Source organism: Streptomyces sp. NPDC031445 (genome assembly GCF_055581365.1).
This window is the reverse complement of the sequence record NZ_JBVIJO010000001.1, coordinates 122,351-134,320: the sequence shown is the minus strand read 5'-3', so window position 1 is coordinate 134,320 and position 11,970 is coordinate 122,351. Positions and strand designations below refer to the sequence as shown.

Genomic DNA, 11,970 nt, shown 5'->3' with positions numbered 1-11,970 from the left:
AGTGATCGATGACCGAGGCACGGGAGCCGGCCGGTCCGCACGCGCGGCGCGTGCCCGGCACACCCTGCTGGGTGAGCCTGATGGTGCACGCGCTGGACGCCACCGAGGAGTTCTACGGTGAGCTGTTCGGCTGGGAGTTCCTGCCGGGCCCGCAGCAGCCCGGGCCCTATGTGCGGGCGTTGCTGGACGGGCGCGAGGTCGCCGGCATGGGCCAGTTGCCGCCGGACCGCCGGCTGCCGGTCGCCTGGACGCCGTACTTCGCCTCGGACGACGTGGACCGCACCGCGGACACCGTGCGGCTGTGCGGCGGCACGCTGGCCGTCGGGCCGCTGGACGCCGCCGAGGCCGGACGGATGGCCATCGCCTCCGACCCCTCCGGCGCGGTGTTCGGGATCTGGCAAGGCTCCGTGCACCTCGGCACGCCGGTCACCGGCGTCCCCGGCACACCCGTCTGGAACGAACTGGTCACCCTGGAGACGGAGAGCGTCGCCAAGTTCTACCGGAGCGTGTTCGGCTACGAGGAGGAGCCGGTGGTCTCCGCCGACTTCGACTACCTGACCCTGCGCCTCGACGGCCGTCCGGTGGCGGGGCTGCACGGCGTGGGCCACGCGCTGCCCCGGGACCGGGGGCCGTACTGGCGGACGTACTTCGAGGTGGCCGACCTCGCCGAAACGCTTCGGCAGGTCACCGGCCTGGGCGGCCGGATCCTCAAGCCGGCCCACGACGGCCCGCACGGGCGGCTGGCGACGGTGGCGGACCCGGAGGGCGCCGAGTTCTCGGTGGTCCAGGAGCCGCGCTGAGCGGTCAGGGGGCTCCGGAGGACGCCACGGGCAGCACGTCCGGGGACAGGGCCGCCGCGCGGGCCGTCGCCGCGGTCATCCGGCGCCGGTGGTGGCGCCGGCACAGCACCTCGTATCCGACCTGGCCCGCCGACTGGTTGACGTCGCCGACGACCACCTGGGCGCCCTCGACCACCATCTCGCCGTCTATCGTGCGGGCGTTGTGCGTGGCGCGGGCGCCGCACCAGCACAACGCCTCCACCTGGAGCACCTCGATCCGGTCGGCCAGCTCCACCAGCCGCTGGGAGCCGGGGAACAGCTTGGAGCGGAAGTCGGTGGTGATGCCGAAGGCGAAGACGTCCAGGCCGAGATCGTCCACCACGCGCGCGAGCTGGTCGATCTGCTCGGGGGCGAGGAACTGCGCCTCGTCCGCGATCACGTAGTCGGCCCGGCCGCCGCGCGAGAGGTGGTCCACCAGATAGGCGTACAGGTCCTGGCGGTCCTCGACCTCCACCGCGTCCGTGACCAGGCCCAGCCGGGAGGACAGCTTGCCCTCGCCGGCGCGGTCGTCCCGGGTGAAGATCATGCCGGCCAGGCCGCGCGCGGAGCGGTTGTGCTCGATCTGCAGAGCCAGCGTCGACTTCCCGCAGTCCATCGTTCCGGAGAAGAACACCAGCTCGGGCATGAGGAGTTGAGCACCTTTCGGCGAGTCGCGGAAGACGGGGGGCGGGGACGGTTCAGGAGCGTACTTCGAGCAGCGGGACCAGCTGCTCGGCAGGGGTCATCGAGCCGTGGTTGCCGACCAGCACCGACTCCTTGGGCTCCCGTTCGGACGCGATGATCAGGACGTCGTCGTGCGCGGCGGCGACCACGTCCCCGATCCGCGGGTACACGCGCTCGTCGCACTCGCCGGGCCGTCCGAACCAGCCGGCCGCGACGGCCTCGTCCCGCGAGGCCACCCAGAACTGCTCCCCGAGCACCTCGCGCCACACCGTCAGCACGTCGTTCTCGGCGCCCGGCACCGCGTACACGTGCCGGGCGCGGCCCTCGCCGCCCAGCAGGGCGACCCCGGCGCGCAGTTCCCAGTCCTCGTCGAAGTCGATGCGGTGCCGCTCGTCGAACGGGATGTCGACCATGCCGTGGTCGGCGGTGACGTAGAGGGCGCTGCGCGGCGGCAGTTGCTCCGCGAGGCGCTGGACGAGCCGGTCGACGTACATCAGCTGGCCGCGCCAGGTGTCGGAGGCGATGCCGTAGCGGTGTCCGGAGCCGTCCAGTTCGGCGTAGTACGTGTACACCAGCGCGCGGTCCGCGGCGGCCAGTTGCCCGGCCGCGAGGTCCATGCGCTCCTCGCCGGTGAGCCGTCCGTGGAAGCTGCCGCCGCTGAGCGCCACCTTGGTGAGCGGGGTGTGCTGGAAGGCGGGCGAGGACACCTGGGCGGCGTGCACCCCGGCCTGGTGGGCGAGCTCGAAGACGGTGGGGTACGGCTGCCAGGCGTGCGGTTCGGTGTACGGCTGCCAGCGGAGCTGGTTCATCAGCGCGCCGGTGTCCGGGTTGCGCACGGCGTAGCCGGGCAGGCCGTGGGCGCCGGGCGGCAGGCCGGTGCCGACGGAGGCGAGGGAGGTCGCGGTGGTCGCCGGGTAGCCGGCGGTGAGCGGGCGGCCGGTGCCGCCGCGTGAGCTGCCGAGCAGGGAGGTCAGGAACGGGGCCTCGTCCGGATGGGCCTTCAGCTGCTCCCAGCCGAGGCCGTCGACCAGGAAGACGCAGACCCGGTCGGCGGGGGTCAGTTCCCCGATCGTGGCGGTCAGGCCGGGCACGCCCATGCCGGCGGCCAGGGTGGGCAGCAGGTCGGCGAGGGAGCCGCTGCCGTACTCGGGCAGCGGCGCGGTGTCGAGGGCGAGGGGTTCCGGGTGGTCCCAGGCGGAGAGCTGGGACATCAGCGTGTGACGTCCGCGGTCGCCTCCGAGATGGCCTGCGCGAAGGCGAGCGCCTGGCGCACCGTCTCCGGGCCGTCCCCGGCCTCGCTGACGCGCAGGCTGAGGTCGTCCGCCGTGGAGCTGCCCGTGTAGCCGTGGTCGGCGTCGCAGTTGGGGTCGCCGCAGGCGGCGGGCTCCAGGTCGATGCGGCTGACCGCGCCCCAGCCGATGGTCAGCACGACCTCGCGGGGCAGGGTGCCCGGCGTGTACTGCTCGGGGTTCGCGACGACCCGGCTGACCACGACCGAGGAGATCCGGTCGAGCTTCACGGACTCGGTGGAGGTGGTGGCGTACGGCGTCGGGGAGGTGCTGTCGGCGGCCTGCTCGTCGGTGTGGCTGACGATGAAGCGGTTGCCGGTCAGGACCAGCACGGTGACGTGCCGGCGCACCTCGTTCTGGTCGAACGTGGTCTCCTGGTGGACCAGGTACGACCGGATGGGCTCGCCGCCCACTGCGGCCTCCACCGCCTCGGCCACGAGGGCCGGGTAGTAGCCGCTGCGCTCGATCGCCGCGCGCAGCCCCTGGGTCGTCGTACTGGTCTTGGCCATGGCGTCCATCCTAATCCGTGGGCAAGGGGGGTCCGGGCCAGTCGCACGGACCGGTGCCGGCCTGTACGTCGGCGCGCGGGGGCGGCGGCACGGGCCCCGGCCGGAACCCCAGCCCTTCGCCGGCCACCGGGCAGGACACGGCCTCCCGGCCCACGGCGTTCCTGTGCCGTCCGCCGTGTCCGGCGGGCGGGCGCGGCCACCCCGCGTGCGCGGGCGCCGGTCCCCGTCCCACCGGCTGCGGCGGTGTCCATGCGGCCCCCGCCCCGCTCAGTAGGCCGGCAGGGTGCGCGGGCCGAGGTCGTCTCGGGCGGGCGGCGGCGCGAGCCGTACGGTGGCGCCGAGCACGCTGGCGCCGTGGGGGGCGACGACGACCGGCTCCAAGGTGACCGCGACCACCTCCGGGTGGTCGTCGACCAGCCGCGACACCCGCAGCAGCAGTTCCTCCAGGGCCGGGGTGTCCACCGGGGTGGAGCCGCGCCAGCCGAACAGCAGGGGTGCCGTCCGGATCGAGCGCACCAGCGAGGTCGCCTCCCGGTCGGTGACGGGGACGAGCCGGTGGGCCATGTCGCCGAGCAGCTGCGAGGCGGCCCCGGCGAGGCCGAAGGACAGCACGGCGCCGGCCGCCGGGTCGATCACGGCCCGTACGACCGTGTCGACGCCGCGCGGCGCCATGCCCTGCACCACCGGCCGCAGTTCCTCCGGCTGCCCGAACAGCTCGGTCAATTCGGCGTACGCCCGCAGCAGTTGCTCCTCGTCCGCGAGGTCGAGGCGGACACCGCCCAGGTCGGCGCGGTGCCTGAGGTGCGGGGCGGTGGCCTTGAGGGCGACCGGGTAGCCGAGCGCGCGGGCGGCCTCGACGGCGGCGCCCGGGGTGAGCGCGGGCAGGGCCCGGCGCACGGGTATGCCGTACTTGGCGAGCAGCTCACAGGTCTCCGCGTCGGAGATGGTGAGCCCCTGCCCGCGCGCGAGAAGCTCGCCGATCAGCCTGGCGGCCCCCTTCTCGTCGATGTCGTCGTACTCCGGCACCTTCCCGGGATCGGCCGCCTCCCGCCGCCACTGCGCGTACTTCACGGCTTCGGCGAGGGCGCGGACGGCCCGTTCGGCGGCGGGGTAGGCGGGGATGAGGTGGGTGCCCTCGGGCGGGGTGGTGAGCGGGGCGGGGGCCGCCGCCCCCTCGGTGCCGGGCGCCTTCTCCACGGCTCCCGGTGCGGTGCTCGCCGCCGCCGACAGCGCTTCCGCCAGTCCCCCCAGCTCCACGTGCACCACGAGCACCGGCTTGCCCGGCACCGCCGCCGCGGCCGACCGCAGCGCCTGCGCCAGTTCGGCGTCCCCGGGCGAGCTCTCCCCTATCGCGGGGATCGCCGTGACGACGACGGCGTCGTTCGTGCCGTCGGACAGCGCGGCGGCGAGCGCCCGGTGGAAGTCCTCCGCCGTCGCCCCGGTCGTCAGGTCGACCGGCCGCGCGGGCCGCAGTCCCTCGGCGAGGCACCGGTCGTAGGTCAGCACGCCCAGCGACTCGGAGTTGCCGAGGATGGCCACGCGCGGTCCGGCGGGCAGCGGCTGCCGCGCGAGCAGCAGGCCCGCGTCGACCAGCTCGGTGATCGTGTCGACCCGGATCACGCCGGCCTGCCGGAGGAGCGCGGAGACGGTCTCGTACGGCAGCCGGGTGGCCCGTACCGCGTGCCCTTGGGGTGCCGTGCCGGTCCCCTGCACCACCACGAGCGGTTTGGCCGCCGCCGTCCGCCGGGCGAGGCGGGTGAACTTGCGGGGGTTGCCGATCGACTCCAGGTACATGAGGACGACGTCGGTCTCGGGGTCGTCGTACCAGTACTGGAGGACGTCGTTGCCGGAGACGTCCGCGCGGTTGCCGGCGGACACGAAGGTGGAAACACCGGTGACGCCGGTGACCCCTCCGCCGCGCCGGTGCAGCCGGGAGAGCAGGGCGATGCCGATGGCACCGGACTGGGCGAACAGTCCGATGGGGCCGGGGCGGGGCATCTCGGGGGCGAGCGAGGCGTTCAGCCGGACGTCCGGGGCGGTGTTGATGACGCCGAAGGCGTTCGGGCCGATGATCCGCATGCCGTACGCGCGCGCGGCCCGCACGAGGGCCCGTTGCCGCTCGCGCCCCTCGGGCCCGCTCTCGGCGTAGCCGGCGGAGAGCACGACGAGCCCCTGGACGCCGTGCTCCCCGCACTCGGCGACGACGGCGGGCACGTGCGCGGCCGGCACGGCGACGACGGCCAGGTCGACCGGACCGTCGATGTCCCGCACCGAGCGGTGCGCGGGCACCCCGTCGACCTCCTTGAGGTCGTCCGGGAATGCCTTGTTCACGGCGTGCAGGCGGCCGGGGTAGCCGGCGTCGCGGAGGTTGCCGAGGACGCCGCGGCCCACCCCGCCGGGGGCGCGGCCGACGCCGACGACGGCGACGGAGCCGGGCGCGAGGAGCCGCCGTACGGAACGGGCCTCGGCGCGCTGCTCCCGCGCGCGCTGCACGGCGAGGGAGCGGTCGGTGGGTTCGAGGTCGAACTCCAGGCGGACGACGCCGTCCTCGAAGCTGCGCTTCTGGGTGTAGCCCGCGTCCGTGAACACCTTGATCATCTTGGTGTTGGCGGGCAGCACCTCGGCGGCGAAGCGGCGGATGCCCCGCTCGCGCGCGACGGCCCCGATGTGCTCCAGCAGGGCGGAGGCGACCCCGCGGCCCTGGTGGGCGTCCTGTACCAGGAAGGCGACCTCGGCCTCGTCGGCGGGCGCGGACGCGGGCATGCCGTCGGTGCCGATGCGGTCATAGCGTACGGTGGCGATGAACTCGCCGCCGATGGTGGCCGCGAGTCCCACCCGGTCCACAAAGTCGTGGTGCGTGAAGCGGTGGACGTCCTTGGCGGAGAGCCGCGGGTACGGCGCGAAGAAGCGGTAGTACTTCGACTCGTCCGAGACCTGCTCGTAGAAACTGACCAGGCGGTCGGCGTCATCAACGGTGATGGGCCTGATGCGCGCGGTGCCACCGTCGCGCAGCACCACGTCCGCCTCCCAGTGGGCGGGGTACTGGTGCCGGTCCTGCCGGTCCGCCGAGGTCTGCATGGGCCCCAGAGTACGGCTCGCGTCCGACAACGGCGCGAGGCAGTCTGTGGAGGACGGGACGCCGGACCGAGGCCGCGGTCCGGTGCCACACCGGAGGGGACGGACGTCCGCTCCGGACGCGCTTCACGGTATGGGAAACTGGTCTAGACAACCTGAACACCGAAGGGCAGCAACACATGGCTGAGCGCCGCGTCAACGTCGGCTGGGCCGAGGGCCTCCACGCCCGCCCCGCCTCCATCTTCGTCCGAGCCGCCACGGCCACAGGCGTCCCGGTGACGATCGCCAAGGCCGGGGGCAACCCCGTCAACGCGGCCTCCATGCTGGCCGTCCTGGGCCTGGGCGCCCAGGGTGGCGAGGAGATCGTCCTCGCCTCCGACGCCGAGGGCGCCGACGCCGCCCTGGACCGTCTGGCCAAGCTGGTCTCCGAGGGCCTGGAAGAGCTGCCCGAGACCGTCTGAGCGAGCACCGCACAGAACGCCGGAGCCGCGTTCGCCCTCCGGGGCGGCGCGGCTTCGCCGTATCCCGGACGCACGCGGCCCGATGCGCCGTCGATTCACCGCCCGCCGCGCCGGCCGGCGGACTTCCGGGAATTTCCCGCACGACGAATTCGGGCAGCAGGAATTACCCGGCCCGAAAACAGCCTCCCTTTGTATACGGTGCGCTTGTTAATGCCGCGGGCCCGACATGTTTACGGCAGGTTGCGAAGTCCTCACGCGCTCCACGGCGAAAGAGAACCGCAGCCGGTGCGCGCCCGTCGCGCGCTCGGCGTGCAGCGTCGTGAGCGCCCGCGCGCGCTCGGCGTCGCCGCGGGCCACCGCGTCCACGATGGCAGCGTGCTCCGTCCAGGACTCGACCGGGCTGACCGGCGCCTCCACCGTGTACATCCACGCGATCTTGTGCCGCAGCTGGGTGAGCACCGAGGTCAGCGAGGCACTGCCGGAGGACTGGGCGAGCGTCTCGTGGAACCAGCCGCCCAGCGAGCGCAGGTCCTCGTTGCCGCCCCTGCGGGCCCGCTCCTGGCCCAGCCGGACCAGCCCGCGCAGCACCTTCAGATGGGCCTCCGTGCGCCGCTGGGCGGCCCGGGCGGCGCCCAGCGGCTCCAGCAGCGTCCGCATCTCCAGCAGGTCGGCGGCCTCCTGCTCGGTCGGCTCGGCCACGCACGCGCCCGCGTGCCGGCGCGTCACCACGAAGCCCTCGGCCTCCAGGGTGCGCAGGGCCTCGCGCACGGGGACGCGCGAGACGCCGTAGCGGCGGGCCAGGACTTCCTCGGTGAGGCGGCTGCCGCGCTCGTGGACCCCCGCGACGATGTCGTCCCGGATGGCCGTGCACACCGAGTGCGCCGGAATACGCATGACCGACCTCCGCCTTCATCCCGGTGAAACGTCGACGATTGACGCGTGTTCCGTGACTCTATTCCAATGAGCCGGAATTTCCGACGGCGGACCCTAATTCATGGCTATTTTTTGGACAGCGGTCCGGCGGACACCGGGAAAAACAGCGAAAGCCCCGGCTCGGTGAGCCGGGGCCTCGGACAGCCGTGCGGTCGGTGTCAGACGTTCACGCCGTGCTTGCGGAGGTAGGCGACGGGGTCCACGTCCGAGCCGTACTCGGGGGTCGTGCGCGCCTCGAAGTGCAGGTGCGGGCCGGTGACGTGGCCCGTGGCCCCGGACAGGCCGATCTGCTGGCCCGGGACGACCTTCTGGCCCACCACGACGCCGATGGACGACAGGTGGCCGTACTGGGTGTACATGCCGTCGGCCATGCGGATCACGACCTGGTTGCCGTACGCGCCGCCCCAGCCCGCGGAGACGACCGTGCCGGAGCCCACCGCGTGGACGGCCGTGCCGCCGGCCGCGTGGAAGTCGATCCCGGTGTGCGCACCGGAGCTCCACAGGGAGCTGCTCGCCTGGTAGGCGGTGGAGACGTAGGAGTGCGCGATCGGGGCGACGAAGGTGTTCAGCCGCTTGCGCTCGGCCTCACGGGCGGCCCGGACCTTCTCGGCGCGGATCTTCTGCGCCCGCTCGGCCGCCGCCTTCACCGCGGCCGCCTCGGCCGCCTTCTGCTCGGCGGCCTGCTGCTGCGCGGCGGCCTGCGCGTCGATCTCGTCGGCGACGCCCTCGGACACGGCGACGACCGGGGTGAGGCCGGTCTGCTCCGCGGTGTTCCCGGCGGCGTGCGCCGGGGAGGCGGCGAGGGTGCCGATCACACCGGTGGTGGTGAGGGCCGCGACGCCGGCCGCCTGGGCGGTGGTCCGCTTGACCCGGCCGGGCTTGCGGTGCTTCCCGGTGGCGCACATGAACGCCATGAAGTGGCTGGTCCTTTCCTTCCCTCTCGCCTACCGGGTTAGCTGACGGGTTCGGAGCAGGAAGGTCTCCTACGGGCCCCCTCGCACTCGCGCGGACGCCCGATTCACCCCAGGGACGGTGGGTCCCCGGCTCCCCTGGCTCGCGCCGTACGGGGACTCGGCGATGACTGTCCGGTGCCGCGGGTGCGGCGCACTGCCTGACGAACAGCCCGGACGAAGCTACGCAAGCATGCTGTCAGTCCTCAAACGCATCCCGCTTTTTGTAGCGCATCCCACAGGGCAGACAGGCAACCTCCGCCCCAAAACGGGCATCTGAGCAAGGGAGTGGAACCACGTGGGGCCCTGACGACCCGTAGGTCACCAGGGCCCCACGCGCGCGTGCCGTCGTCCGGCCGCCGCGGTGCCGCCTACTCGGCCGCCACCACGGTCACTTCACCGATGCCCAGCGCCTCCACCGGCGCCTTGATCTGCGACGCGTCACCGACGAGGACGGTCACCAGGCGGTCCACCGGGAAGGCGTTCACGACGGCCGCGGTGGCCTCCACCGTGCCCGTGGCCGCCAACTGCTGGTACAGCGTCGCCTGGAAGTCGTCGGGCAGGTGCTGCTCGACCTGGTCGGCCAGCGTGCTCGCGACGGCCGCCGCGGTCTCGTACTTCAGCGGCGCCACACCGACCAGGTTCTGCACGGCGACGTCCCGCTCGGCGTCGGTCAGGCCGTCCGCCGCGACCGTGCGCAGCACCTTCCACAGGTCGTCCAGCGCCGGGCCGGTGTTGGGGGTGTCCACGGAGCCGCTGATGGCGAGCATCGCCGCGCCCGTGCCGTCCGGCGCGGACCGCATGACCTGCCCGAAGGCGCGCACGCCGTAGGTGTAGCCCTTCTCCTCGCGCAGGACGCGGTCCAGGCGGGAGGTGAGGGTGCCGCCGAGGCAGTACGTGCCGAGCACCTGGGCGGGCCACACCCGGTCGTGCCGGTCGGGCCCGATCCGGCCGATGAGCAGCTGGGTCTGGACCGCGCCGGGCCGGTCCACGATGACCACGCGCCCGGTGTCGTCGGCCGTCACCGGCGGCACCGGCCGGGGCTCGCCCGGGGTACCGGTCCACGCGCCCAGGGTGTCGTCGAGCAGCGCGTCCAGGTCGGCGCCGGTCAGGTCGCCGACGACGACCACGGTGGCCGTGGCGGGCCGCACATGGCGGTCGTAGAAGGCGCGTACGGCCGCCTCGTCGATCTTCTCGACCGTCTCCTCGGTGCCCTGGCGCGGACGGGACATGCGCGAGGTCGCCGGGAACAGCTCCTTGGAGAGTTCCTTGGCGGCCCGGCGGGAGGGGTTGGCCAGCTCGTGCGGGATCTCGTCCAGGCGGTTGCGGACCAGCCGCTCGACCTCGCTCGCGGCGAAGGCGGGCGCGCGCAGGGCGTCGGCGAGCAGGCCGAGGCCCTTGGCCAGGCGGGAGGCCGGCACCTCCAGGCTCAGCCGGACGCCGGGGTGGTCGGCGTGCGCGTCGAGGGTGGCGCCCGCGCGCTCCAGCTCGGCGGCGAACTCCTCGGCGGAGTGCTTGTCGGTGCCCTCGGAGAAGGCCCGCGCCATGATCGTGGCGACGCCGTCCAGGCCGGCCGGCTCGGCGTCCAGGGGCGCGTCCAGCAGCACCTCGACGGCGACGACCTGCTGGCCCGGGCGGTGGCAGCGCAGCACGGTCAGGCCGTTGTCCAGCGTGCCGCGCTCGGGCGCCGGGAACGCCCACGGCTTGGCCTCGCCGGGCCGCGGCTGGGGGTGGAAGTCCATGGTGGCGAGCTCGGTCACTTGGCCGTCTCCTCGTTCTCGGTCTCGTCGCGGCCCGCCTCGACGGTCGCTTCCTGCTCCGGGTCCTCGGGGACCCCGGCGTCCGGGGCGTCCTGCGGGGACTTCGGCTCGTAGACGAGGACCGCGCGGTTGTCGGGCCGCAGGCGGGCCTCGGCGACCTCCTGGACCTCCTGCGGGGTCACCTCCAGGACGCGCCGGACGGCGGTCAGGGCGAGCTGCGGGTCGCCGAACAGGACCGCGTACCGGCACAGTTCGTCGGCGCGGCCGGCGACCGTGCCGAGCCGGTCCAGCCACTCGCGCTCCAGCTGGGCCTGGGCGCGCTCCATCTCCTCGGGCGTGGGGCCCTCCGCGGCGAACCGGGCCAGCTCCTCGTCGATGGCGGTCTCGATGACCGGCACCTCGACGTCACCGGAGGTCTTCACGTCCAGCCAGCCCATGGAGGGGGCGCCGGCCAGGCGCAGCAGACCGAAGCCGGCCGCGACGGCCGTGCGGTCCCGGCGCACCAGCCGGTTGTACAGGCGGGAGGACTCGCCGCCGCCCAGGATGGTCAGGGCGACGTCGGCCGCGTCGCACGCGCGCGTGCCGTCGTGCGGGAGCCGGTAGGCGGCCATCAGGGCGCGCGCCGGGACCTCCTCCACGACGACCTCGCGCTTCTGCTCGCCGATGACGTCCGGCAGGGAGCCGTCGCGGGGGGCGGGCTTGCCGTCGTGGGACGGGATCGAGCCGAAGTACTTCTCGATCCAGGCGAGGGTCTGCTGGGGGTCGATGTCGCCGACCACGGAGAGCACCGCGTTGTTCGGCGCGTAGTAGGTGCGGAAGAACTGGCGGGCGTCCTCCAGGGTGGCCGCGTCCAGGTCCGCCATCGAGCCGATCGGCGTGTGGTGGTACGGGTGGCCCTCCGGGTAGGAGAGCGCGGTCAGCTTCTCGAAGGCGGTGCCGTACGGGACGTTGTCGTAGCGCTGGCGGCGCTCGTTCTTGACGACGTCCCGCTGGTTCTCCATGGACTCGTCGTCCAGGGCGGCCAGCAGCGAGCCCATGCGGTCGGCCTCCAGCCAGAGCGCCAGCTCCAGCTGGTGGGCGGGCATGGTCTCGAAGTAGTTGGTCCGCTCGAAGCTGGTGGTGCCGTTCAGCGAGCCGCCGGCGCCCTGCACCAGCTCGAAGTGGCCGTTGCCCTTGACCTGCGCCGAGCCCTGGAACATCAGGTGCTCGAAGAGGTGAGCCAGGCCGGTACGCCCCTTGACTTCGTGGCGGGAGCCGACGTCGTACCAGAGGCAGACCGCCGCCACCGGGGTCAGGTGGTCCTCGGAGAGCACCACGCGCAGACCGTTGGCCAGGCGGTGCTCGGTCGCTGTCAGGCCCCCGGAGCCTGCCTCGGCTGTGGTCGTGTGACCCATGGGCATGTACGTCCCTTCGCGAGCGGAGGCGGTTGATGGAAACCGCGGTTTTCCTGCCGTTCCTGCCACTGTATGCAAAGCGTGCGGGGCCTCGGCG

At 73.5% G+C, this 11,970-nt stretch carries 10 protein-coding genes and 1 riboswitch; of the genes, 2 read left to right on the top strand and 8 right to left on the bottom strand.

The features are described 5' to 3' along the window. Positions 1-8: 8 nt before the first annotated feature. Positions 9-800, top strand: a complete 792-nt coding sequence (locus tag ACZ5DC_RS00540) for a VOC family protein (protein ID WP_468647914.1) — start codon at positions 9-11, stop codon at positions 798-800. A 4-nt stretch (positions 801-804) separates the two neighbouring features. Here the strand turns inward: ACZ5DC_RS00540 and ACZ5DC_RS00535 are convergent, their stop codons facing one another. From ACZ5DC_RS00535 to ACZ5DC_RS00520, 4 genes are all read right to left on the bottom strand, one after another. Next, positions 805-1,464: a thymidine kinase gene (locus tag ACZ5DC_RS00535; protein WP_468647912.1), complete on the bottom strand. Its 660-nt coding sequence runs from the start codon at positions 1,462-1,464 to the stop codon at positions 805-807. A gap of 52 nt (positions 1,465-1,516) precedes the next feature. Continuing rightward, on the bottom strand, positions 1,517-2,713 hold the full coding sequence (locus tag ACZ5DC_RS00530; RefSeq protein WP_468647910.1) for an alkaline phosphatase family protein: 1,197 nt from the start codon (positions 2,711-2,713) through the stop codon (positions 1,517-1,519). Continuing rightward, positions 2,713-3,309 carry a DUF5998 family protein gene (locus tag ACZ5DC_RS00525; protein ID WP_014675503.1) on the bottom strand — a complete coding sequence of 199 codons (597 nt, stop codon included), beginning with the start codon at positions 3,307-3,309 and terminating at the stop codon, positions 2,713-2,715. Before ACZ5DC_RS00525 ends, ACZ5DC_RS00530 begins: the two co-directional genes overlap by 1 nt. A gap of 258 nt (positions 3,310-3,567) precedes the next feature. Continuing rightward, entirely contained in the window at positions 3,568-6,378 is a 2,811-nt protein-coding gene (locus tag ACZ5DC_RS00520) for a bifunctional acetate--CoA ligase family protein/GNAT family N-acetyltransferase (RefSeq protein ID WP_468647907.1), read from the bottom strand. Between the two features lie 176 nt (positions 6,379-6,554). Here ACZ5DC_RS00520 and ACZ5DC_RS00515 point away from each other — a divergent pair, with 176 nt between their 5' ends. After that, positions 6,555-6,836, top strand: coding sequence for an HPr family phosphocarrier protein (locus tag ACZ5DC_RS00515; RefSeq protein ID WP_030342958.1), 282 nt, complete (start codon positions 6,555-6,557; stop codon positions 6,834-6,836). 207 nt (positions 6,837-7,043) lie between these two features. On the opposite strand, the gene ACZ5DC_RS00510 is transcribed toward ACZ5DC_RS00515, so the two are convergent. From ACZ5DC_RS00510 to ACZ5DC_RS00495, 4 genes are all read right to left on the bottom strand, one after another. Continuing rightward, entirely contained in the window at positions 7,044-7,730 is a 687-nt protein-coding gene (locus ACZ5DC_RS00510; protein ID WP_468647905.1) for a GntR family transcriptional regulator, read from the bottom strand. 197 nt (positions 7,731-7,927) lie between these two features. Beyond that, positions 7,928-8,683, bottom strand: a complete 756-nt coding sequence (locus tag ACZ5DC_RS00505) for a M23 family metallopeptidase (protein WP_468647903.1) — start codon at positions 8,681-8,683, stop codon at positions 7,928-7,930. A 12-nt stretch (positions 8,684-8,695) separates the two neighbouring features. Next, positions 8,696-8,856, bottom strand: a riboswitch (cyclic di-AMP (ydaO/yuaA leader). Positions 8,857-9,090: 234 nt separating this feature from the next. Next, positions 9,091-10,479 (bottom strand): M16 family metallopeptidase, encoded by a 1,389-nt coding sequence (locus tag ACZ5DC_RS00500; protein WP_468647901.1) that lies wholly within the window; start codon positions 10,477-10,479, stop codon positions 9,091-9,093. Next, a complete protein-coding gene (locus tag ACZ5DC_RS00495) occupies positions 10,476-11,879 on the bottom strand; it encodes a M16 family metallopeptidase (protein ID WP_468647899.1) in 1,404 nt (467 codons plus the stop codon). Before ACZ5DC_RS00495 ends, ACZ5DC_RS00500 begins: the two co-directional genes overlap by 4 nt. Positions 11,880-11,970 lie beyond the last annotated feature (91 nt).